This window comes from Aquitalea sp. USM4, assembly GCF_004328945.1.
Classification (GTDB): domain Bacteria; phylum Pseudomonadota; class Gammaproteobacteria; order Burkholderiales; family Chromobacteriaceae; genus Aquitalea; species Aquitalea pelogenes.
Genome location: NZ_CP029539.1, coordinates 3,696,265 through 3,720,764, shown reverse-complemented (window position 1 = coordinate 3,720,764; position 24,500 = coordinate 3,696,265). Strand labels below are relative to the sequence as shown.

Annotated in this window: 17 protein-coding genes; 7 read left to right on the top strand and 10 right to left on the bottom strand. The window is 58.2% G+C overall.

The genetic code is table 11. The features are described from left to right. Positions 1–28: 28 nt before the first annotated feature. The 5 genes from DKK66_RS17120 to typA all read right to left on the bottom strand — a co-directional run bounded on the left by DKK66_RS17120 (position 29) and on the right by typA (position 10,213). Positions 29–1,477 (bottom strand): efflux transporter outer membrane subunit, encoded by a 1,449-nt coding sequence (locus DKK66_RS17120; RefSeq protein WP_131360021.1) that lies wholly within the window; start codon positions 1,475–1,477, stop codon positions 29–31. After that, positions 1,477–4,620 carry an efflux RND transporter permease subunit gene (locus tag DKK66_RS17115; protein WP_131360019.1) on the bottom strand — a complete coding sequence of 1,048 codons (3,144 nt, stop codon included), beginning with the start codon at positions 4,618–4,620 and terminating at the stop codon, positions 1,477–1,479. The genes DKK66_RS17120 and DKK66_RS17115 overlap by 1 nt, the downstream gene beginning before the upstream one ends. Before the next feature lie 15 nt (positions 4,621–4,635). Beyond that, positions 4,636–5,799: an efflux RND transporter periplasmic adaptor subunit gene (locus tag DKK66_RS17110; protein WP_045846969.1), complete on the bottom strand. Its 1,164-nt coding sequence runs from the start codon at positions 5,797–5,799 to the stop codon at positions 4,636–4,638. A gap of 600 nt (positions 5,800–6,399) precedes the next feature. Beyond that, positions 6,400–7,977, bottom strand: a complete 1,578-nt coding sequence (locus DKK66_RS17105) for an ABC transporter substrate-binding protein (protein WP_131360017.1) — start codon at positions 7,975–7,977, stop codon at positions 6,400–6,402. Positions 7,978–8,398: 421 nt separating this feature from the next. Next, positions 8,399–10,213 carry a translational GTPase TypA gene (typA, locus tag DKK66_RS17100; protein ID WP_131360015.1) on the bottom strand — a complete coding sequence of 605 codons (1,815 nt, stop codon included), beginning with the start codon at positions 10,211–10,213 and terminating at the stop codon, positions 8,399–8,401. A 150-nt stretch (positions 10,214–10,363) separates the two neighbouring features. Between typA and DKK66_RS17095 the strand changes: the two genes are divergently transcribed. After that, a complete protein-coding gene (locus DKK66_RS17095; protein WP_131360013.1) occupies positions 10,364–11,251 on the top strand; it encodes a hypothetical protein in 888 nt (295 codons plus the stop codon). Positions 11,252–11,413: 162 nt separating this feature from the next. Here DKK66_RS17095 and DKK66_RS17090 read toward each other — a convergent pair whose 3' ends face one another. Next, positions 11,414–12,403 carry an NAD(P)H-quinone oxidoreductase gene (locus DKK66_RS17090; RefSeq protein ID WP_242673512.1) on the bottom strand — a complete coding sequence of 330 codons (990 nt, stop codon included), beginning with the start codon at positions 12,401–12,403 and terminating at the stop codon, positions 11,414–11,416. 105 nt (positions 12,404–12,508) lie between these two features. Between DKK66_RS17090 and DKK66_RS17085 the strand changes: the two genes are divergently transcribed. From DKK66_RS17085 to DKK66_RS17070, 4 genes are all read left to right on the top strand, one after another. Beyond that, on the top strand, positions 12,509–14,944 hold the full coding sequence (locus DKK66_RS17085; protein ID WP_131360011.1) for a heavy metal translocating P-type ATPase: 2,436 nt from the start codon (positions 12,509–12,511) through the stop codon (positions 14,942–14,944). Continuing rightward, a complete protein-coding gene (gene ccoS / locus DKK66_RS17080) occupies positions 14,944–15,138 on the top strand; it encodes a cbb3-type cytochrome oxidase assembly protein CcoS (protein WP_045846974.1) in 195 nt (64 codons plus the stop codon). Before DKK66_RS17085 ends, ccoS begins: the two co-directional genes overlap by 1 nt. A gap of 84 nt (positions 15,139–15,222) precedes the next feature. After that, complete coding sequence (locus tag DKK66_RS17075) at positions 15,223–16,533, top strand: MFS transporter (RefSeq protein ID WP_131360009.1); 1,311 nt, start codon at positions 15,223–15,225, stop codon at positions 16,531–16,533. A 247-nt stretch (positions 16,534–16,780) separates the two neighbouring features. Then, positions 16,781–17,182, top strand: a complete 402-nt coding sequence (locus DKK66_RS17070; RefSeq protein WP_045846976.1) for a VOC family protein — start codon at positions 16,781–16,783, stop codon at positions 17,180–17,182. Here DKK66_RS17070 and DKK66_RS17065 read toward each other — a convergent pair. Continuing rightward, positions 17,170–19,239 carry a bifunctional diguanylate cyclase/phosphodiesterase gene (locus DKK66_RS17065; protein WP_131360007.1) on the bottom strand — a complete coding sequence of 690 codons (2,070 nt, stop codon included), beginning with the start codon at positions 19,237–19,239 and terminating at the stop codon, positions 17,170–17,172. The genes DKK66_RS17070 and DKK66_RS17065 overlap by 13 nt on opposite strands. A 117-nt stretch (positions 19,240–19,356) precedes the next feature. Further along, the gene (locus tag DKK66_RS17060; protein ID WP_131360005.1) at positions 19,357–21,402 is read right to left on the bottom strand and encodes a methyl-accepting chemotaxis protein; all 2,046 of its coding nucleotides are present in this window, start codon (positions 21,400–21,402) and stop codon (positions 19,357–19,359) included. 473 nt (positions 21,403–21,875) lie between these two features. On the opposite strand from DKK66_RS17060, the gene DKK66_RS17055 reads away from it, so the two are divergent. Beyond that, a complete protein-coding gene (locus DKK66_RS17055; RefSeq protein ID WP_165494214.1) occupies positions 21,876–22,610 on the top strand; it encodes an ABC transporter substrate-binding protein in 735 nt (244 codons plus the stop codon). Between the two features lie 6 nt (positions 22,611–22,616). Here DKK66_RS17055 and DKK66_RS17050 read toward each other — a convergent pair whose 3' ends face one another. After that, a complete protein-coding gene (locus DKK66_RS17050; protein WP_131360001.1) occupies positions 22,617–23,147 on the bottom strand; it encodes a hypothetical protein in 531 nt (176 codons plus the stop codon). Between the two features lie 129 nt (positions 23,148–23,276). Between DKK66_RS17050 and DKK66_RS17045 the strand changes: the two genes are divergently transcribed. Continuing rightward, positions 23,277–23,558: a DUF3761 domain-containing protein gene (locus tag DKK66_RS17045; protein ID WP_131359999.1), complete on the top strand. Its 282-nt coding sequence runs from the start codon at positions 23,277–23,279 to the stop codon at positions 23,556–23,558. Positions 23,559–23,597: 39 nt separating this feature from the next. Here DKK66_RS17045 and DKK66_RS17040 read toward each other — a convergent pair whose 3' ends face one another. Next, complete coding sequence (locus DKK66_RS17040) at positions 23,598–24,398, bottom strand: acyl-CoA thioesterase II (protein ID WP_165494213.1); 801 nt, start codon at positions 24,396–24,398, stop codon at positions 23,598–23,600. Positions 24,399–24,500: the final 102 nt, after the last annotated feature.

Sequence of the window (24,500 nt, the reverse complement as noted above, 5' to 3'; positions counted from 1 at the left end):
CTCCCCTGCCAGCAGAAAGGCCGGAATTCTACCCGCCTTTGCTGCCCTGCTCCACTGGCTGCCAGCCGCCACCCAGCACCTTGTACAGCGTCACCAGATTGGAAGCTTGCGACAGTTGCGTGCTAATCAGGTCCTGCTGCGCGGTGTAGAGCGTGCGCTGTGCCACCAGCAAGGTCAGATAGCTGTCGATACCCGCCTTGAAGCGCGCCTCGGACAACTGCATGCTGCGCTGACTGGACTGCACCAGTGCCTGCTGTGCCTTCAGCTGAGTGCCCACCGTGCCACGGATTGCCAGCGCGTCGGACACTTCACGGAATGCAGTCTGCACAGCCTTGTCGTACTTGGCGACCGCGATTTCCCGTGCCACTTTTGCCGATTCAAGATTGGCGCTCAGGCTGCCGGCATTGAAAATGGGCAGGTTGATGGACGGGCTGAACGACCAGGCCCCGCTACCGGCCTTGAACAGATCGGACAAATTGCTGGAGCTGGCTCCGGCACTTGCCGTCAGGCTGATACTGGGGAAGAACTTGGCCCGTGCCGCACCGATATTGGCATCCGCGGCTTTCAGGTCGTGCTCGGCCGCCAGAATATCCGGGCGACGCTGCAATAGCGATGATGGCAGCCCGGCGGGCAGATCTGCCAACTGACCCGGCTGCAGCTGGGCATTGCTGCTGCGCAGATCTTCCGGCAGCGCCGTGCCAAGTAGCAACGTCAGCGCGTTTTCGTCCTGCGCTACCTGGCTCTGGTAACTGGCCTGGGCCGACTGGGCGGATTGCACCGTGGTTTCCGCACTGCTGAGGTCCAGATCGGTAGCGGCACCCAGCTCCAGCTTGCGGCGTGTCAGCTCAAGCGAAGCAAGCTGTGACTGCAGTGTGTTTTCTGCCACTTTCAGATGCTGGCGGTCCGCCAGCAGGGTCAGGTAGGCATTGGCCACTTCGGCAACCAGCGAAATCTGCGTACTGCGCCGGGTTTCTTCCAGCGAGAAGAAATTTTCCAGCGCTTGCTGCTTCAGGCTGGACAAGCGGCCAAACACATCCAGTTCGTAAGAACTGAAACCGATTCCGGCACTGTAGCTGTGGCTGATATACGCGCTGCCGGTGCTGCTGCTATTGGCGGAAATCCGCTGATTGGTACCACTGCCACTGGCACTGATGGCCGGGAACAGGTTTGCCTTCTGGATCTGGTAACTTGCGCGCGCCGTTTCGATATTCAGGGCAGCCACGCGCAGGTCGCGGTTGTTTTCCAGCGCCAGGCGTATCAGCCGCTGCATGACAGGGTCGGTAAAAAATTGCTGCCATGCCAGTTGTGCGGCATCGGCACTGCCGGCCTTGTCGGCCGGAACACCCTGATACGCCGGACCGGTGGGCCACTGGGCGGGCAATACATTGGCCGGCTGCTGATACACCGGAATCAGCGAGCAGCCTGCCAGCGCACTGGCAAGCATGCCCAGGCTGAAAACCTTGATGAAGCGGGACATTACAGGCCCTCCTTGCTGATGCCGTGCATGTCATCCGCCAGTTTCTTGGGCGGGAAGCGACGGCGGACGACCACGAAAAATACCGGAACCAGGAAAATCGCCAGTACGGTGGCGGAGATCATGCCGCCCATCACGCCGGTACCAATGGCGTTCTGACTGCCGGAACCCGCGCCATGGCTGATCACCAACGGCAAGATACCCAGAATGAAGGCCAGCGAGGTCATCAGGATGGGGCGCAGACGCATGCGGACTGCTTCCATGGTGGCGGCAATCAACTCCTTGCCGTGTTCTTGCTGCTCTTTGGCAAACTCCACGATCAGGATGGCGTTTTTCGCCGCCAGACCAATGGTGGTAAGCAAACCCACCTGGAAATACACGTCATTGGTAAGGCCGCGCAAGCTGGCTGCCAGCAAGGCACCAATCACACCCAGCGGCACCACCATCATCACCGAGAACGGAATCGACCAGCTTTCATACAGGGCAGCCAGGCACAGGAACACGATCAGCAGCGAAATGGCGTACAGCGCAGGTGCCTGCGAGCCGGACAGGCGCTCTTCGTACGACAGGCCGGTCCATTCAAAACCGATGCCGGCAGGCAGCTGCTTGATCATGTTTTCCATTTCCGCCATGGCGGTACCGGTACTCACTCCAGCAGCCGGGGAGCCCTGGATTTCCACCGACGACTGGCCGTTATAGCGCTCCAGCCGCGGCGAACCGAAGCCCCAGTGCGAACTGGCAAAGGCCGAGAAAGGCACCATGGCACCGCTGCTGTTACGTACATACCAGTTGGTCAGGTCTTCCGGCGACATACGGTATGGCGCATCACCTTGCAGATATACCTTCTTGATGCGGCCACGATCAATGAAGTCGTTGACGTAGCTGGAACCAATGGCGGTACTCAGGGTGGTATTGATGTCGGAGACGGAAACACCCAGCGCATTGGCTTTTTCGTGGTCCACATCCAGCAGGTATTGCGGGTTGTCACTCAGGCCGTTGGGGCGCACGGCCATCAGCTTGGGATTTTTCGCTGCCATGCCCAGCAACTGGTTACGCGCCGCCATCAGCTTGTCATGCCCAAGACCGGCACGGTCTTGCAATTGCAGGTCGAAGCCGGAGGCATTACCCAGTTCCATCACGGCCGGAGGCGCAAAGGCGAAGATCATCGCGTCGCGAATCTGGCTGAATGCACCCATGGCGCGACCAGCCACAGCCTTGACGCTCAGGTCGGGGCGATTGCGCTCATCCCACGGTTTGAGCTGGACAAAACCCAGGCCCATGTTCTGGCCGCTACCGGCAAAACTGAAGCCCGATACGGTAAACAGCGAGCTGACAGCCGGATCGTTCAGGAAATGCTTTTGCACTTGCAGCAATGCCGCATCGGTACGTTCCCGGGTGGCTCCCGGCGGCAATTGCACCTGGGTAAACAGGATGCCCTGGTCTTCTTCCGGCAGGAAGGAGGTGGGCAGCCGCATGAACAGCACCGTCATGGCAATGATGATGCCGGTGTAGATCACCATGTAGCGGAAAGTCTTGTTCAGCATGCGCGACACGATGCTCTGGTAGCGCTCGTTGTTGCGGTCGAAGGTGCGGTTGAACCAGCCAAACACGCCGGTGTATTCATGGCCGACGCCATGGCCTTTTTCAACCGGCTTGAGCAAGGTGGCGCACAAGGCCGGGGTCAGCACCAGTGCCACCAGGACCGACAGCGCCATCGACGACACCACGGTAATGGAGAACTGACGGTAGATGACACCAGTAGAGCCGCCAAAGAAGGCCATCGGCACGAATACCGCAGCCAGCACCAGCGCAATGCCGATCAGTGCGCCGGTAATCTGGCCCATGGATTTGCGCGTGGCTTCACGCGGCGGCAAGCCCTCCTCGCTCATCACCCGTTCCACGTTTTCCACCACCACGATGGCATCGTCCACCAGCAGGCCGATGGCCAGCACCAGGCCGAACATGGTCAGCGTGTTGATGGAAAAGCCGGTGGCCGCCATCACGCCAAAGGTACCCAGCAGCACTACTGGTACGGCGATGGTCGGAATCAGCGTGGCGCGGAAGTTTTGCAGGAATACATACATCACCACAAACACCAGGCCAATGGCTTCCACCAGCGTCTTGACCACTTCTTCGATGGAAATCTTCACGAAGGGGGTGGTGTCGTATGGGTAAACCGCCTTCACGCCCTTGGGAAAATAGGCCGACAGTTCGGCAACCTTGTTGCGCACTGCCTGGGCGGTATCCAGCGCATTGGCACCACTGGCCAGTTTGATGGCCACACCGGTTGCCGGTTTGCCGTTGAACAAGGCCTTGGTGCGATAGGTTTCGGCACCCAGTTCGATACGGGCCACGTTTTTCAGCAGCACGCGCGAGCCATCGGCATTTACCTTCAGCAGGATCTTGCCAAACTGCTCGGCGCTGGACAAACGGGTTTGCGCGACGATGGTTGCATTGAGTTGCTGACCCGGCTTGGCAGGCAGACCACCCAGTTGACCAGCAGAAACCTGGGCATTCTGTGCGGTAATGGCACTGGTGACATCGGCCGTGGTCAACTGGTAGCTGTTGAGCTTGTTCGGGTCCAGCCAGATACGCATCGCGTATTGCGAACCGAACAGCGATACTTCACCCACACCATTTACCCGGCTGAGTGAGTCCTGCAGGTTACTGGCAACGTAATCGCCCAGGTCGGTGCCGGTCATGCTGCCGTCTTCGGACACAAAACCCACCACCATCAGGAAGTTACGTGCCGATTTGGTGACAGTAATGCCCTGCTGCTGCACCACGGTGGGCAAGGTGGCCATGGCCGATTGCAACTTGTTCTGCACCTGTACCTGCGCGGTATCCGGATTGGTACCAGCATCAAAGGTCATGGTGATGGTGACAGCACCGGTGTCATCACTGGTGGAGTTCATGTAACGCAGGTGGTCGATACCCTGCATTTTTTGCTCGATCACCTGAGTGACACTGTCTTCAACGGTTTTGGCCGATGCACCCGGATAGGTGGCATTGATGGCGATCTGCGGCGGTGCAATGGCCGGATATTGCGATATCGGCAGGCTGCGGATCGACAACAAACCCGCCAGCATGATCACGATGGCAATCACCCAGGCAAAGATTGGCCGGTCGATAAAAAATTTGGACATGAATCTTTCCCTGATTTACTTGGCGGCAGAGGCATTGGTTTTCAGCGGCTCGGCTTTGACAGCGGCGCCATCCTGCACCTTCATCAAGCCTTCCACCACGATGCGCTCACCACCTTGCAAGCCGCCATCCACCAGCCATTTGTCGCCGATGGTCTGACTGGTCTTGATGATGCGGGCATGCGCCTTGTTATCCTGACCCACCACCATGACCACGGCCTCGCCTTTCTGGTTGCGGCTGACAGCTGGTTGCGGAACCAGCAAGGCGTTATGACGCACGCCCTGCTCCAGGCGGGCACGTACAAACATGCCCGGCAGCAGTTCGCCATTCGGGTTATCAAAGGTGGCGCGCAAGGTCACCATGCCGGTGCCGGAATCCACGGTGATGTCAGAGAACTCCAGTTCACCGCTGTGCGCATATTCGCTGCCGTCTTCCAGGATCAGCTTCACCTTGGCCTTGCCGGCCTGGTTCTGCAAAGCGCCCTTGGCAAAATCACGACGCAGGCGCAGCAACTCGGTACTGGACTGGGTCATGTCGACATAGGCGGTGGACAGTTGCTGCACGGTAGCCAGCGCCGTGGTCTGATTGGCAGTTACCAGTGCACCGGCGGTCACGCTGGATTTGCCGATACGACCGCTGACCGGAGCGGTAATGCGGGTATAAGCCAGGTTGATGCGCGCAGTTTCCAGCGAGGCCTTGGCAGTAGCCACATCGGCACGCGCCTGCAGCAAGGCGGCATGTGCATCGTCATTGTCCTGGCTGCTGATTGCCTTGATTTCCACCAGCTGCGCATAGCGCTTGGCCTTGAGCTCGGCCGATGTCAGAGTCGCCTCGGCCTTGGCCAGGCTGGCCTGTGCGGTCTGGTATGCGGCCTGATAGGTATCGGGGTTGATCTGGTACAAAACCTGGCCTGCCTTGACGTTGCTGCCTTCAGCAAACAGGCGCTTCTGGATGATGCCGCCAACCTGGGGGCGGATTTCGGCAACGGTAAACGCTGAAATGCGTGCCGGCAGTTCGCGGGTGATCACGGTATCCTGCGGCTGCAGCGTAATTACGCCGACGCTGGCCGGGCCGGCTGCAGGCATGGCGGCATTTTGCGACTGACCGCAGCTGCTCAGGGCTGCTGTCAGGAGCAAAGCGGCAACAGCCTTGAGTGCGGGTGTGGCTTGCTTGATGTGCATAGACATTCCAGTTCTTGATTTTATGAAAGCTGCGCTGAGCCAGTGCATGGCTGCCCAGTTCATGATGCAGTGCAGGCATTTTAAATACATACGCGTTTGTATGCATTAATTTTTGCGGAGAAAAAATGTAAAGGACAGCATCTGACCAGGCAGCAAGCGTGAAAACTAGCCAGTTTTCATGTGATTTATTACGTTGTAGTCGAATGTTTTGTTAACGATGATTAATAAAAATGACTTTTTTGCTACACCACGTATTTTTACTTAGTATATTTTCGTGTTTTTTGTCATGTGGATGATGCGGCAGGCATGCAGCAGGGTTATGATCAAAGCGTCAGACAGCCAAGCAAAGCCAAACGAAGAGAACAAGCCTTGAATACTGGATGAACAAGCAGAACGGCCCTGGGGAGGGCCACTGCAGCGGGAGAACAGCATCGGGGAAGATGCGAAGTAGCCGGAAGTGCGCACAAGCCGTAAGCGCAGTCAGCATCGGGTGGGGACCTCGCTGACACGCACCAGAAACGGCATGAAAATGAAGGGCAAAACTTGAAAGGCCGCGCAAGCGGCCTTTTCTTATTGTGCCGGCAGTTGATGCAAAACCGCCTAGCGCAGCCGGACATCCTCAAAGCCGAAGGATCCGTTCGGGTTCATCACAAAACCCTCCACCTCCTTGCGCAGCGGAATATAAATGCGTGAATGCGCCATGGTGATCCAGGGGCGTTCGCGCTTGAAGATTTCCTGTGCTTTCAGGTAATAAACTGTCCGCTCCTTTTTATCGGATGCCTGCCTTGCCTTGCTGAGCAGCTCATCAAACTGCGCATTGCAAAAGCGCTGCCCACCCTTGCTGACTGCGCAAGACAGCGAGGTCGACAGAAAATCGTCCGGATCGCCGGAGTCGCTGGTTACGCCGCTCATGTACACATCATGCTCACCCTGCGCGGCACGGCGCAGATACTCGCCCCACTCGTAACTCTGGATGGTGGTCTTGACACCAATTCTGGCCCAGTCCTGCTGAATCATCTGCGCCATCAGCTTGCCATTGGGGTTGGTGGGGCGCTGCACTGGCAAGGCCCACAGATTGATGGTAAAGCCATCCGGATAGCCTGCCCTGGCCAATAGCTGACGCGCCCGTGCCGGGTTGTATTCATTGCGGGTACGCGGATTCCAGCTCCACACGGTGGGCGGATAGGGGTTGATGGCCTGGATGGCCCCGCCTTTGGGAAACAGCGCCTTGAACAAGGCATTGCGGTCAATCGCAATATCCAGTGCTTCCCTCACCTCGCGCTTGGCCAGTTGCGGGCGCTGTAAGTTGAACGCCAGGTAGGAAATGTTCATCGCGCCTGTGCTGACCAGCTTGATGGCCGGGTCGGCTTGCAAGCCATCCAGATCATCCTCCCGCACGGCAGCAGCTATCTGGCATTCATTGTTTTTCAGCTTCTGGATGCGCACCTGCGGGTCGGTAACGATGGCAAAAATCAGGTTGCCGGTTTGCTGGGGGCGGCCCCAGTACGAGGGGTTGGCAGCAAAGCGCACGGCCGAGTCCTTGGCATAGCTCTTGAATTGATAAGGGCCGGTGCCAATCGGAAAGCGGTTGATATCGGCTGCCCGATGTTGCTGCAACAGCTGACTGGCGTACTCGGCCGATTGCATGCCGGCAAAACCCATGGCCAGGAAGCTCAGGAAGGCAGCATTGCGCTGCTTCAGCACCAGGCGGACAGTGTAGGGATCCACCTTTTCCACGCGCTGGATGGACTGAGCAAGCCCGGAGTTGGCCGGACCCAGCAACTGGGTCTTGAATGCCTGATTGAATGGCTGGGCCGGATCAATCCAGCGCTGCACGGTAAACACTACATCATCAGCAGAAAATGTATTCTTTGGCTTGAAATAATCGGTCGTCTGAAAACGCACACCCTTGCGCAGATGGAATGTGTAAGTCAGTCCGTCTGCCGATAACTCCCATTTGCTGGCCAGCGCGGGAATGATGTCAGTCCCTCCCCGCTTGAATGCGACCAGGCCCTGAAAAATCTGCCGTGTCACATTATAAGTAGAGGCGCTATCCCACAGCGCCGGATCAAAACCTTCCGGTGCGGTTTCGGCGCAAAACACCAGGGAACGCCCCGCCTGGGCCAGCGGTGCCAGCCCGGACATGAGCGCCAACAAGGTCAGCAAATGGAATTTCATTGATTTTTCTCCGTTGCCCGTCGGCAGTTACCGACAAGCTTGCCACTGATCTGGCCATGATAGAGCAGGATGCGTGCGTCAACAGCCCCCTTGCGAAGCGCAAGAGTTGAACGTCAGTTACACAAACTGTCAATGGCCGCCGTGACAAGCCGTACCAGACCTGCAGCAAAACCGGATGACCAGCAGCATGGATGTGTGGCACTCTTACCGGAGAATTGATCGCGTAGTGGCTATTCCCGGACAAAAAAAATCCCGGCGGGGACCGGGATTAAACGTTTAGCGGGGATAGATACGAGGCGGGAAACCTCGCACTTGTATTTATAACTATCAAATAACCCCCAGTCAAATAAATATTTGCTTACATATGAAGGCAAATAACAAAAAAGGCAGCTTTCGCTGCCTTTGTCATTGCTCCTTTTGATCAGGAACCTTGCTTGTTCATCTTGCGACGCTCGTGCTCTTGCAGGTAGCGCTTGCGGATACGGATGGACTTGGGCGTGATTTCAACCAGTTCGTCGTCGTCGATGAATTCAACGGCAGACTCCAGGGTCATCTTCACCGGGGTGGTCAGGCGTACGGCTTCGTCAGTACCGGAGGCGCGAACGTTGGTCAGCTGCTTGCCCTTGACCGGGTTTACCACCAGGTCGTTGTCGCGGCTGTGAATGCCGATGATCATGCCTTCGTACAGCTTGTCGCCCGGGGAAACAAACATGCGACCGCGGTCTTCCAGCTTCCACAGTGCATAGGCAACGGCTTCGCCGTTTTCCTGGGAGATCAGCACGCCGTTGTGGCGACCCGGCATGTCCGGCTTAACCGGTGCGTAGTCGTCAAATACGTGGCTCATCAGGCCGGTACCACGGGTCATGGTCATGAAGTCAGACTGGAAGCCGATCAGACCACGTGCCGGAATATGGTATTCCAGGCGGGTACGACCCATGCCGTCGGATTCCATATTGGTCAGCTCGCCACGGCGACGACCGATTTCTTCCATGATGGCACCCTGGTGATCATCTTCCAGGTCGATGGTCAGGTTTTCGTACGGCTCGCACTTCTCGCCGTTGATTTCCTTGAATACCACGCGCGGCTTGGCCACGGCCATTTCAAAGCCTTCGCGACGCATGTTTTCCAGCAGGATGGTCAGGTGCAATTCACCACGACCGGACACACGGAACACGTCGGAGTCTTCGGTTTCTTCAACGCGCAGGGCAACGTTGGTCAGCAGTTCCTTGGTCAGGCGGTCACGGATCTGACGCGAGGTCACGAACTTGCCTTCGGTACCAGCCAGCGGCGAGGAGTTCACCATGAAGTCCATAGTCAGGGTCGGTTCGTCCACCGACAGTACCGGCAAGCCAGCCGGTTGGTCCTTGTCACAGATGGTCACGCCGATACCGATGTCTTCGATACCGGAAATGATCACGATGTCACCGGCTTCGGCTTCAGCCACTTCCACACGCTCCAGGCCCTTGAAGCCCAGCAGCTGGTTGATACGGCCGGAAGCAACCTGATCTTCGTGATTCATCACCACTACTTGCTGACCCGGCTTGATGCGACCGTTCAGGATGCGGCCCAGACCCAGGCGGCCGGTGTAAGTGGAATAGTCCAGTGCGGAGATTTGCAGTTGCAGCGGAGCTTCTGCGCTACCGTTCGGCAGCGGAACATGCTTCAGCACGGTGTCGAACAGCGGACGCATGTTGTCGGATTCCTGATCCAGCTCCAGCTTGGCAAAGCCATTCAGGCCGGAAGCGTAGATAATGGGGAAGTCCAGTTGTTCGTCGGTGGCACCCAGTTTGTCGAACAGGTCGAAGGTTTGGTCCACAACCCAGTCCGGACGTGCGCCCGGACGGTCAACCTTGTTGATCACCACGATGGGGCGCAGGCCCAGGGCCAGGGCTTTCTTGGTCACAAAACGGGTTTGCGGCATCGGGCCTTCAACGGCATCCACCAGCAGCAGCACGCCGTCTACCATGCCCAGCACACGTTCCACTTCACCGCCGAAGTCGGCGTGTCCCGGAGTGTCCACGATGTTGATGTGCACGCCTTCGTAATCGATGGCGGTGTTCTTGGCCAGAATGGTAATGCCACGCTCTTTTTCAAGATCGTTGCTGTCCATTACGCGTTCATCTACCTGCTGGTTCTCGCGGAAGGTGCCGGACTGGCGCAGCAACTGGTCAACGAGGGTGGTTTTGCCATGGTCCACGTGGGCAATAATGGCAATATTACGAATCTGTCGTGTCATTTTCGGAATTCGGTCGGTTGAAGCGGAAAAATCGTAAGATTCTATCACGTACAGCGCCAACTACCCAAAGCATTATCGCGACAAGCAATGATGATTTGGTTACACTGCGCGCCAAAATCCACGCAAACACAGATTATCAAGGAGTCGACCATGTATGACTGGGACGCCCTGTGGCATGAACATGAAGGTTATCGCACCGGTTTTGCCGTGCATCACAACGACGCCAACCTGCTGGCAGACGAGCTGTCGGCCAAGCTGATGAAGCCGGCCCAGCACCCCACGGACGTGGCAGTCTACGAGACTCCGGACAAATTCATCCTGGCAGGTCACGACGACGGCCTGCAGCTGCTGGAAGTGTTCAAGCACGGCATGTTCGACATCACCCTGCGCCTGGTCACCGAAGATGAAGGACTGGACGAACCTGCCCTGCCCTACGTCGAAATCCATGTCGACAACCTGGCCACCGAAGAACAATCGGTATGGCGCGGCGCAGTGAGTCGTGACGAAGAAGGCCGTATCTGGGTGGGCAATCGCACGCTGGAAGAGCAAGTCATGCCGGCCATGCCGTTTGACGAGCTGTCCTTTACCGATAACGCCCATTTCCGCGATGAACTGCATCGCGTGTGGCAGGAGGACTTGCCGCAGCTGAAACCCTTGATTGATGCCTGGTTTGATCACACCGACCTGAGCGGCACCGCCGAGCCGCATCATTATGGTGACGAAGCGCGGGTACAGCAGATTTGCGACCGCTACGCGGAAATCGTGCGTCGTGAACAAGCCGTACTGTCGCGCCAGTTTAGCGACGCCGAGCTGCAATTGATTGCCCACGTACTGAAGAATGTACGCTTTGAAGAAGCAGCCTCCTGCCGCGGCGTATGGCTGGCAGTGGAAACCTGCATGATCGACGAGGAGCTGGACCAGCACTTCAAGGTGGATGGCGAAGCCCTGCTGCTCAAGATGAAGAACCTGTCTTACTCTCAGGAAGTGGCACTGATCGAAGCGCTGTCACCCTTGCCGGCCAGCCCCACCGCCGCCTGATCCATCCAGAAATACCAGAGCCTGCCGGAACATGACGGCAGGCTTTTTTCATGGCATACGCGACAGGCAAAAAAAGGGGGCGATAGCCGCATCGCCCCGAATCCCATCCATACCAGTCAGAGGTGAAACACCTCCCACGGCGCACACAGTACGTGTTGCAGATTACGCCGTCATGACAGGAAAGAAGGTCAGCACCACTTTGCCCAGATTGGCATTGGCTTCCATATGGGCATGCGCCTCTGCCACTTGCTGCCAGGGGTAGCAGCTATCCACCGTGGTTTTCAGCTTGCCCGCCGTGATGGCCGGCAGAATGGTGTCGGCTAGTGCCTGCGCCAGCGGGGCCTTTTTTGCCAGCGGCTGGGAACGCAGGGTGGAGCCAATCACTGACAGGCGCTTCATCAGCACCAGGCCCAGATTGAGTTCGGCCTTGCCACCACCCATGATGCCGATATTCACCAGTCGTCCATCCTGCTTCAGGCTGGCGAGGTTTTCAGCCAGATAAGCAGCGCCTACCGGATCCAGAATCATGTCCACACCACCCCAGTCCTTTACCAAACGTGCAAAGGCGGGGGCCTCCTTGTAATTGAAGACTTGCTCCGCCCCCATCTCGCGGCAGAATTGCAGTTTGTCTGCGCTGCCGGCACTGGCGAACGGGTGCGCGCCCAGCAAGCGGGCCAGCTGGATGGCACAAGCCCCCACACCACTGGCTCCGGCATGGATCAGCACATGATCCCCGGCCTTGACCTGCCCCACCTGCACCAGATTCAGCCATGCCGTCATCCATGCCTCCGGCAGGCTGGCGGCTTCCACCCAGGACATTTCATCCGGCTTGGCAATGGCCAGCACTTCATCCAGCAGCGCATATTCGGCATAGGCACCGCCTGCCACCAGGCCAAACACGGCATCGCCGGGCTGATGGCGGCTGTTGTCGTCCGCCTCCACCACGACACCGGCAATTTCCAGCCCCAGAATGGCGCTGGCACCGGGCGGCGGCGGATAATGGCCTTCTCGCTGCACAATATCAGCCCGGTTGATGCCGGCCGCCATCACCTGCACCAGCAATTGGCCTGCCTGTCGCTGCGGACGCGGGGCTGCGCCGATATAAAGTGTTTCCACACCGCCCGGTGCATCTTGCAAAACTGCCTGCATCATCTTGCTTGCCTTTCCTTTTGCCGCCTGTACTCAGGCAAAATCTGCACTGCATGAAACTGAGCCAGATCAAGCAATGCATTCGAGTATTGTTTACAATGGCGCGCCATGACTGATCACTGCTTCCATTGCGGCCTGCCCGTCCCCGACGCTGTCGACTTCCCGGTGCGTTACCGGGAAAAGACCGAAGCCACCTGCTGCGCAGGTTGCCAGGCCGTCGCCCAGACCATCATCGACTCCGGCCTGTCCGATTACTACGCCCACCGCACGCAAGGCGCACGGCAGGCCGAGGCCTTGCCGGCAGATATTTTGCAGCAGATCAGACTGTATGACTCGGAAGAGTTGCAAAAAAGCTTTGTGCACCAGCGCGACGAAAACAGCCGCGAGGCCGCGCTGATTCTGGAAGGCATTACCTGTGCCGCCTGTGTCTGGCTGAATGAGCAGCACATCCGCCAGTTGCCAGGCGTACTGTCGGTGGACATCAACTATACCAGCCACCGGGCACGGGTTTGCTGGGACAACACCCGCATCAGACTGTCACAGATTCTGGAAGCCATTTCGGCCATCGGTTACCGCGCCCATCCTTACGATGCCGAGCGGCAAGAGGCGCTGGCGCAAAAGCAGCGCAAGCAGGCCATCAGCCGCCTGTGGGCAGCCGGGCTGTCCATGATGCAGGTCATGATGTATGCAGTGCCGGTTTACCTGGCACCGGATGGCGACATCGACCCGGACTTCCTCTGGCTGCTGCACTGGGCCAGCCTGATCCTGACCCTGCCGGTCATGCTCTATTCGGCAGTGCCGTTTTATCAGAACACCTGGCGCGACCTGAAATCAGGCCGCGTTGGCATGGACACGCCGGTCACCATCGGCATTTTCACTTCTTTCTTTGCCAGCCTGTGGGCGCTGATCAACAAGATTCCGCACGGTGTGTATTTCGATTCGGTGTCGATGTTCGTCTTCCTGCTGTTGGGCGGGCGTTATCTGGAAGGGATTGCCCGGCGCAAGGCGGGCGAGGCGACCGAAAGCCTGGTCAAACTGATTCCGGCATTTGCCCATCGCGCAGCCAACTGGCCGTCCAGCCGTGATACCGAGGAGGCCACCGTCGCCATGCTCAATGCTGGTGATGTGATTCTGGTGAAGCCGGGTGAAACCATTCCCGGTGACGGAGTGGTGCTGGATGGCAACAGTTCCGCCAATGAATCCCTGATCAGCGGCGAGAGCAAGCCGATTGCCAAACGGGTTGGCGACAGCGTGATTGCCGGCAGCGTCAATACCAGCAGCCCCTTGTATGTGCAGATCAGCCAGACTGGCCAGCAAACCCGGCTGGCCGGCATTGTGCGTCTACTGGATCAGGCGCTGGCCGAAAAACCACGCCTTGCCGTGGCGGCCGACCGCTTTGCCAGCTGGTTTGTCGCCCTGCTGCTGCTGGCAGCTGCTGGCAGCTATATTGCCTGGCACTTCATCGAACCGGCACGCGCCTTGTGGATCATGGTGGCGGTACTGGTGGTGTCCTGCCCTTGCGCCCTGTCGCTAGCCACTCCGGCGGCACTGACCGCCGCCACCGGCCATCTGGCCGCACTGGGCTTGCTGACCACCCGCGGCCACGCACTGGAAACCCTGGCGCGGGTTACTGATGTGGTATTCGACAAAACCGGTACGCTGACGCATGGCGACATGCGCATGCGCGAGCAAATGCAACTGGGCACACTGCCTGCGGAACAGGCACTGGCCATTGCCGCCGCGCTGGAACAGGCATCGGAACACCCGCTGGCGCAAGCACTGCGTCAGGCCGCCAGCACACTGCCCTGCCCGGCCACAAGCCGGCTGGACAACATTCCCGGCAAGGGGGTGGAAGGCGTGGTTGATGGCACGACATGGCGACTGGGTTCGGTCGAGTTCATCAACCAGTGGCTGGCCAGTCCGTTGACACTTCCAGCCGACTGGCAAGCCGACTGCACCCTGGTGGTACTGGCCAGCCAGGCTGGCGCGCAAGCGGTGTTTGCCATTGGCGATACGGTGAGAAGCGACGCCGCCAACATGGTGGCCCTGCTGCAACAGCGCGGCATTTGTGTACACCTGCTCAGCGGCGACGGTGCCAACGCCGTGCAATACCTGGCGGGCAAACTGAACATTGCCGACTGGCATGCCCGCGCCATGCCGGAAGACAAGCTCGCCTTTGTCGGCCAGCTGCAACAGGCAGGCAAGCGCGTGCTGATGGTGGGCGACGGCATCAACGATGCGCCGGTGCTGGCGCGGGCTGATGTATCGCTGGCCATGGGTGGCGGCACCGATGTGGCCCGCGCCAGTGGTGACATGGTACTGATGGGCGACCAGCTGGCCCTCATTCCGCAAGCACTGGCCCTGTCCCGCAAGACCCTGGGTGTAATCAGGCAGAACCTGTGGTGGGCAGCCGGGTATAATCTGCTGGCCCTGCCGCTGGCCATGAGTGGTCACCTGACCCCGTGGCTGGCCAGCCTTGGCATGGCTGCCAGTTCGCTCATCGTGGTGAGCAACGCCCTGCGACTCGTCAAACGGAAATCCTGATGGAAAGTCTTTACCTGCTCATCCCGCTTAGCATCGTGCTGGCGTTTGTCATTGCCGTGGTGTTCTGGTGGGCCACCCGTTCCGGCCAGTTCGATGATATGGAAGGCCCGGCACATCGTATCTTGATGGATGACGATCGCGCCCCCACTGACAAAACCCCTGCCAGCAAGACCGGCACACCGGACGAGCACTAAACACAGCCAGCTTGACGCGGGCATGGCTGACAGCACGGGGTGAATAGGCTAGCATGCCTTTCCCCCTACCCGTGCTGACCCACCGTGAAAACAGACTTCAGTTTCTTTGGCTCGCGCCGTTTTCTTCCCCTGTTCGGCACCCAGTTCCTGGGCGCTTTCAATGACAATCTGCTGAAAACAGCCATTGTGGTGCTGATCAGCTACCACGGCCTCACCTTGAGTGGCATGTCACCGGAATTGCTGGTCAATATGGCGGCCGGCGTGTTCATCCTGCCGTTCTTCCTGTTTTCCGCCACCGCTGGCAAATTATCCGAACGCTATGACAAGGCAGTGATTGCCCGCGGTGTGAAGCTGGCGGAAATCGCCATCATGCTGCTGGCCGGTGTCGGTTTCTTTTTGCACGCAGCAGGCCCGCTGATGGCTGCGCTATTCCTGATGGGCTGCCATTCCGCCTTCTTCGGCCCGCTGAAATATTCCGTCCTGCCGCAATACCTGAAAGAGCACGAGCTGGTAGGCGGCAATGGCATGATTGAAATGGGTACTTTTCTGGCCATCCTGATCGGCCAGATCATCGGCAGCCTGATGACCGAAGGCGGCCCGCTGCTGATTGTCTCCCTGCTATTGCTTACTGCAGTGTGTGGCTGGCTGTTCAGCCGCCGCATGCCAGCAGCACCGCCCGGCGCGCCGGATCTGCAGCTGTCCTTCAACTTCATTGGCGATTCGGTACGGCTGGTAGGCCAGGCCTGGCGCATTGCAGACGTGCGCAGTGCCATCCTCGGCATTTCCTGGTTCTGGCTGATGGGTGCCGTCTACACCACCCAACTGCCCACCTTTACCCGCCTGCACCTGGGTGGGGATGCACAGGTCTATACCGTCATGCTGGCGCTGTTCTCCATCGGCATCGGTCTGGGTTCGGTGATTTGCGCCAAACTGTCGCATGGCCGTTTGCAACTGGGGCTGGTATTGCTGGGCAGCGCAGGCATGACGGTATTTGGTGCCGACCTAGCCTTTGGAGCCATGCAGCGCTACCAAGGCAGCCTGATGCCGCTGGGCACTTTCCTCACGCAACTGGGCAGCTGGCGCCACATGCTGGATGTAGCGCTGCTGGGCTTTTTTGGCGGCTTCTTTACCGTACCGCTGTATACCTGGCTGCAAATCTCCAGCCCTGACAGCTTCCGTTCGCAAGCCATCGCAGCAAACAACATCATCAACGGCTTTTACATGGTGGCAGCGGCACTGGCCAGCGTGGTGGTGCTGCAAAAATTCGGCAATATTGCGTATTTGCTGCTGGGCACGGCCGTGCTGAACATTCTGGCTACCATGCACTTGCTGTGGCAGGCACCGGTCATCTGGCAGCAGCGTAGCAGCTGGCTGAAAGCAACAATCGAGCAATAAGCAATAAAAAAAGGCTGGCACCACCAAGTGGCACCAGCCCCAAGAGCATTCGGCGGCGTCAAGGCCCGAAACCGCCGAAAGCGGGAGGTTCGCCAGCAACACGGCTGTTGCCGGCGATTGAAACCAGTCCTGATCAGACCGGTTTCCGCGGGTACTGAGTGTCAGTCAGTGCTGGCTATTTTCTTTTGCCGCGGTTGTTTCGTCCAATTGATTACCATTTCGGTATTGATATAAATTTTCTATCACCATGCACGCACACAACGCTTTGGCAGCCGGGATTCATCATGTAGCCATCATCACGGCTGATTACCCGCAAGCCCGTGACTTCTACCACCGCATTCTTGGTTTGCCGATTGTCAGCGAAGTCTGGCGGGCGGAACGCAGCTCATGGAAATTGAATCTGGCCTTGCCGGATGGTTGCCAACTGGAGCTATTCAGCTTTCCGGCACCGCCGGCGCGCGTCAGTCGGCCGGAGGCTTGCGGCTTGCGCCATCTGGCCTTGCGCGCAAGCAATCTCGTCCAGGTGCGCCAGACGCTGATTCAACAAGGTGTGCCATGTGAGGATATCCGGCTGGATGAAATCACCGACCGGCAGTTTTTCTTCTGCCAGGGGCCGGACGAACTGCCGATTGAATTCTATGCGGACTGATGCTGGCGGATGTAGTCGATGAAAGCTGCCGGCGGCATGGGCCGGGCAAACAGATAGCCCTGCGCATAGTCACAACCGGCCTGTCGCAGCAGTTCCAGTTGTTCCGGGGTTTCCACCCCTTCGGCGATGATCTTCATTCCCAGCTTGTGGCCCATGGCAATCACTGCCTCGGTAATGGCGCGGTCGGTATTGTCATTGGCCAAGCCCTGAATGAAGCTGCGATCTATCTTCAGATAGTCGATATTGAATTTCTTCAGATAGGACATGGCGGAGTAGCCGGTGCCAAAGTCGTCGATGCTGACTTCCATTCCCGCCTGATGAAAGCCAAGCAAGGTATTCACCACAATCGGCCGCTCATCCAGCAGCAGGCTTTCGGTGATTTCCACCGAAATACAGGAGGCGGGCAAGCTGCGCGCCGCCAGCTCCTGCGGCCACAGGCCACAGTCCCCACTGATCAGTTGTCGTGGCGAGATGTTGACGCTGACCTGCCCGCTCGGCCATTGCTGCAGCAAGTCCATGGTTTGCTGGAACACCAGGTTGCCGATATCGCCGATCATGCCGATTTCTTCTGCCACGGCAATGAACTCACCAGGCAGACGGATGCCATCCGTGGGGTGATGCCAGCGTAGCAGCGCTTCAGCCTTTACAGGCAAGCCGTCCTGCAAGGCAATGATGGGCTGGAACCAGGCTTCGAAATGGTTTTCCGCCAATGCACGACGCAACTGCTTGCCAATGGCCTGACGCCGCAGCGCTTCCTCTTGCAAGGACGGGGTGAAGTAACTGAAACAATTGCGTCCGCTGGCCTTGGCGGCATACATCGCCTGGTCGGCATAGCTGACCAGCGTTTCCTGTTGCTGGCTATCGTCGGGATAGAGCGCAATGCCGATGCTGGCAGACACATAGACTTCGTTGCTGCCCAGCAGGAATGGCATATGCAGCAAGCGGATGATTTTGCTGGCCACCATGCCGGCCGCCTGCGCATTATTGATGTCCGAGAGAATGACCACGAATTCGTCCCCCCCCTGGCGCGATACGGTGTCGCTACTGCGCACCACAGCCTGAATGCGCTCTGCGGCCTGAATCAGCAACTGGTCACCCACGTGGTGACCCAGCGTGTCATTCACTTCCTTGAACCGGTCCAGATCGATGAACAGCAAGGCCAGCGTACTGCCCTGGCGACGCGCCCGCTCCAGCTCTTCAGACAGACGGTCGCGCAGCAGGCGCAAATTGGGCAGGCCGGTGAGCGCATCGTAATTGGCCTCGCGCCAGATGGCCTGCTCCATCTGTTTGCGCTCGCTGATATCCAGTATCAGGCCAACCAGCCCGCCCAGGCTGCCATCGGCCTTGTCAAACGTGGCTTTGTAGAACACCACGTCGTGCCGGCTGCCGTCAGCATATTGCACCTGCGCCTCGTACACCTGCGTACCACGACTGTTGAACAGGCTTTGGTCCGCTGCGTGATAGCGCGCGGCAAGGTCTGGTGGCGACAGGTCGAATACCGAATAGCCAATCAATTGCTCGCGCGGGGTGCCGATGAATTGCTCGAATGCGAGGTTACAACCGATGTAACGCCCCACTTCATCCTTGTAGAAAACCGGGTTCGGAATGGTATCCACCAGTCGGGTGATGAACTGCAACTGGTCTTTCACTGCACGTTCGGCGTCGTTACGCTCGGTCACATCCATCAGCATGCCGATGATGGCAGGCCGACCAGCAAAGCGGGTACTGACACCGAACACCTCGACATCCAGCCCCTCGCCATCCTTGCGCACGCCACGAAAGCTGTAATGACTGCTTTGCACCTGACCGCTCAGGCGGCGGGTCAGCTGCTCGCGCACCAAGGGCCTGTCACCCTCTGCCGTGAGGTGTTGCGGCCCCATGCCAGCGCATAATTCCTGAGCCGAATAGCCGAACAGGCTGGCGAGGCGCTCGTTCACGAAGACAAAACGGTCATCCTGAATGACATACACGCCGATCAGCGCATTGCTGCACAAGCCGCGCAATAATGGCACGGCTTCATGCAGCAAGCCTTGCAGGATGGAATCAAATGGGGTCATGGTGTCGACTGGGAAGCTGGCAGCTTTTGCAGTATAGGAGGCTGCACACTGTCATGAATTGATTACAGCGTGCAGGATACCTCAGTCGACTATAGATGGGTGGAAGATGGACCGAATTTAAAGCTTGAAGCGGCTGATGCTGGTACGCAGCGTGCCAGCCAGACCTGCCAGCGCACTGGCAGACTGGGCTGCAGCGCGCGCCTTGGCATGATTACCATCAGCCTGCTGGGCAATCTTTTCCACATTAAGTGCGATATCACGGCTGGCGGCATCCTGCTCGCTCAGCGCTTCGGAAATGCCGCTGACAGCACTGCCCACCTGCCGTGCACCTTCCTGAATGGCCTGCAGGCTGTCGCTGGCACTGGCGGCACTGCTGACGCCTTGCTCTACCTGTGCCACGCCCTGCTCCATGTGCTCAACCGCCATGCGCGCACCGGTCTGGATCTTGCTGACCGTATCGCTGATCTGCAAAGTCGATTGCGTGGTGCGCTCTGCCAGTTTGCGCACTTCATCCGCCACCACGGCAAAGCCGCGCCCAGCTTCACCGGCCCGCGCCGCCTCGATGGCTGCGTTAAGGGCCAGCAGATTGGTTTGGTCGGCAATGTCACGGATTACGGTCACCACTTCGGCAATGCGTTCGGACAAGCCATCCAGTTGTTTTACAGTTTGGCCGGCCTGCTGCACTGCCGTGGCAATCTCGCTCATGGTGTGGGTGGCTTGTCCGACAACATGCGCGCCGCTATGCGACTTTTCATTGGCATCCACTGCCATTTCACGGGCCAGTTCGGCATGCCGCGCCACCTGGTTGATGCTGCTGCTCATTTCTTCCACGCAGGCTGCCATGGTGCTGGCGGATGAATTCTGTTCGCCAGAAGCAGCCGAGACATCCTCTGCAATGCTGACCAGTTGCTGGGCCTGCACCGACAGTGCAATCAGGCTGCTTTCCACCTCACCGATCATGCTGCGCAGATGACTGCTCATCTCGTCGGCAGCGTGCAACAAATCGCCTACTTCGTCATGGCTTGTCACTTCAAAATGCACGGTCAGGTCACCATCCGCCACCTTGCGGATAACCTCGACTGCACCAGCCAGCGGGCGGGCTACCCAGCGCTTGCTGGCCCAGTAGGTAGCACCCGACAACAGCGCAATGATGATGACAGTGCCCAGTGCCAGGCGGATACGCATGGCATTCAATTGCGTGGCAAATTCATCCTCATAACTGCTGGCGGCCACAATCCAGCCCCAGCGCTGAAAGGTGTCAAACACGGCGATCTTGGGGCGGGCGGCTTCATCACTACCCGGCTTGGCCCAGTGGTAATGCAGGATGCCTTGCTTTTGCTCCAGCATCACCCGGTTGATGGCGATACCGTCCTTGTCCTTGAAGTCGAGCAGATTCTTGCCCTGCGAATGCGGGTGAATCATCATGCGGCCCGGTTCGCGGCGGCTGTCAAAGGCATAGATGTAACCGGATTCGCCAAAACGCACCGACATGATTTTCTGCCGTAGTGCAGCCAGGCTTGCAGTGAACTCTTCACCCACAAACAGCGCCGCTACGACCTGACCGGCTTCGTTGGTCAGCGGGGTGTACAAGGTCATGAAATCCCGACCGAACAACTGGGCCGGGCCGGTATAAGACTGACCGGCATTCAGGCTGGCATAGGCTGGCGAATCGTGACTGAGTGGTGTGCCAACAGCACGACTGCCATCTTCCTTCTTCACCGAAGTGGCAATACGCACCCACTCGCTGCCATCTTTGACAAACACCGTTGCCAGAGAACCGCTCATGCGGGTGAAGCGGTCCAACTCATTGTTTGCGTTGTTGATGATGTGCTCGCCAATCCGCAGCTGGGGCAGCTGTTTGCCGGCACTTTCCACCCGCTCGCCACCCACGACCACCGGGCCGGCAAGCACGTTGCGCAAGGCCACCTCTGCCAGCGCAGCAGAGCGCTCCAGTTGTGCTGCATAAGCATCCATCATGTCGATGACTTGCCGGTTGGCCTGCTGCATTTCCTGCTGCATCTGGCTTTCCATGCGTAAACCTTGCCAATGCGTCAGCCAGGTTCCGGCAATGCCAAGAACAATAATCAGCAACAAGCAAAGCACCAGATTGAGCTTGGCGGCAATACTGAGGGAAGAAGGTAAAAGGTGGCGGGATTCGGACATGATAAAAACTGGATAGTGGGCTGGGAGTGAGATGCAGCACTTTGCTGCCTGTTATTACATTGGTCTAATTCTTGTGGCGGATAATAATATGGAAATGAATTAGCCAATTCACTAGAACAGCCACCATTGATCAAAATCAAATTCATTACACTCTCGGCCGAGTGGACATTTTGTCCGGTCAGCATCACCTTGCTGCAAGTGCACAACATGATTGCACTACTCATCACTGATTCAGCACAAGCTGTCGTCCGGATGACGCTCTGCATCATTTGATTGTTGTCACCACTACCCGCATGCAACTGGTGTTTCAACAACAAGTGCTTGCCCTTGACGAACTGACCATGTCATGAACTTGCCGGTGCTCAAGTAGTCAGACGTCCGAAAATGCATGATTGCGCCTGCACATCACGATCATTTCGGGCTATATAAATAAGGCAGTACATATTTCTATTTTCGCCAAGGAGCATATGTCCATGTCCTTGCCCTCAACATTGTTATGCACCTGCCTGCTGCTTGGTGCAGCCTGCGCATGGGCCGAGCCTGGCAAACCGACGCTGGACCTGGAATGTGACTACCTGCCCAATATCTGCAACCTGCCGGACGATGCCAACCCCGGCCTGATGATAGAAATCGGCAGCGAGGCCATCCGTCGTGCCGGTTTTGTACCGAACGTCAAAATCCGCCCCTGGGTCCGGGCCATGCGCGAAGTACTGGCCAGCCCCACCGCCCTGATCATTTATTTCGCCCGCACGCCGGAACGCGAACCTTTGTTCAACTGGATTGTGGTGACCAACACCACGGATTTCCGTTTTTTTACCCGCAACGGTGCTGAGCCATGCAATAGTCTGCAACAAGCCATCAGCCGGGGGCTGATTGGTATACGGGCAGGTTCAAGCGTGCGTAGCTGGCTGATACAGCAAGGCGTCAGCGCAGCATCGCTTGCAGAAGGCCAACTTCCAGAAATGGCCAAGATGCTTAACGCAGGGCGGGTTGGCAGCTTTCTGGGGGCATCCATCACGTTTAACCAGACCTACCAGGCACAGCACGGCAAGCTGCCAACGGAAGGTGCCGTGGTGTACAGCAGCCAAAGCTGGCTGGCTTCCGGCCCCGCTTTTTCACCGGCCACAGCAACCAGACTGGCCAAGGCCATCAACGAAATGAAGCAGGATGGTTTCTATGAGCAGGCCATGCGCAAATACATGCACTGATGCAGGTCATGCCTGACGCAGGACTTTGCGCACGCTGAAGCAGGCCAGCAGCCCCCACAACACGGCCAGCCCATTCCCCAGGGTAAACAACACATGAAAAGGTCTGGCCTCGGTCAGCCAGCCCTCCAGATGATTTTCCCCCAGCAGCAACGACAAGACACACAGCAATAAGGTGGCTGCATGCTTGATACGGATATCTGATTGCCGGGCAGACCAGCCAAAGACAAAAGCGATAAACAAGTCGAAATAGGCAATTTCCCGCTGCCAGTGTTCGGACATCGCCCAGGTGGTACCCGCCGCCGTCCAGCCCGGCATCAGCAAATGCGAAACGGCCGCGCAAACTGCGACAGCCGCCCATAGCCGCAGCAAGATATCAAAACGCGCATGCAGCCAGCCATGTGATTCTTTGCACAATGCCATGCTCAGGCTCCACTCTTCATGAACAAGACGCTGGCAATCACAGCGCCGGGGGAGGTTTTGCGGCACATCCCACCGACCCATGGCCAATGAAAAATGCAGACAGTGGCGGAGCATCATGATGCAGGCGCATGGAGATCAACATGGTGTGCCTTGGCTGTGCTCTGCTTGCTGACGAGGGGGATGTGCAAAATTGGCACATGATAATACTTGCATGTCATGATTGGCCATCGCCCTGAAAATACCATCATGAACCGCGCCATTCTGCTGTTGCTCGCCGCCCTCGCCTGCCCAACTCTTTACGCCAAAGCACCGTCGCCTGCCGGCAATCAGCCGGATGAAGTCCAGCTGATCGAGCATGGCAGCTATACCAATAGAGACGGCAACATGGTACACCGCCCCGCTCACAGCCAGTCTGGCAAGGTACCGCTGGGGGCGACCGCCAAATGCCGGGATGGCAGTTACAGTTTCAGCCAGCACCATCGCGGCACCTGCTCCCGCCACGGCGGGGTAAGCGCCTGGCTGGGATAAGGTGTAATCCACAAGGAACAAACCCAGCCCGCACCGCGCTCAGGCAAATACTGCAACCACCTGACGTGACAGTGCGATGAGCTCGCCATCCGGCCCGTACAGATGTGCATCCTGATTGGCATAGCCATCACGCGCGGCCACCAGGCTGGCATCCATGCGCCACCAGCCTTCATTGCCAATCGGTTCGCCGTGGTGCACGAACTCCAGCTCCCAGCTGATGGTGCTGGCCGGGGCATGCCCCTGCACCAACGACAGTGCCACTGGCGGAATGGCATCGGCCATGGCGACAATCTGCTCCTCGCCCATCAGCCCCGGGTCACGCTGTCGCAGCAGGATACGGTTTGTCGTCGCGTAATGGCCGCTGAAAGGCAGGCCACCTTCCACCCAGCGGTAGGCATAGTGACGGGTAAATTCGGGTGACATGCCTGCGATGAACGGCAACTCCGGCCCGGCGCTGCTGTCGGTGGCCAACGGTTTGACCTCCGGCTTGAACGACAAGGCGGAATCCCTGGAAGCGCCAAAGACCGCAACAAACATGGCTGCCACCTGCTCACCCGCCATCAAGCGTGCCGCCACCTGCACGGCAGCACGCCCCTGGCGCAGCAGTTCCACCCGCAGGCCAAGCTGGCCTGCAGCCGCCGGGGCAACAAAGGTGGTGTGCAGCGACCACAAGGGCGGGAGATCCGGCATGGCCGCCCGCATGGCGCGCACCGCCAGCAAGGCCTGTATACCGCCAAACAAGGTTCGCCCCTGCGCCCAGCCATCATCCACCTCGGCTTGAAACAGGCCAGGCTGGCCGATGACGGGGGTGATGCTGTGGCAAACATCATCAATATGCATGCTGATTTCCCTGGATGTGATGACTGGAACAAACATTGACCGGCAGTCTAGCAGTGGCATCTTGCGTTTTGCAGTGGCAATATCGACAACATCAATGTCAAT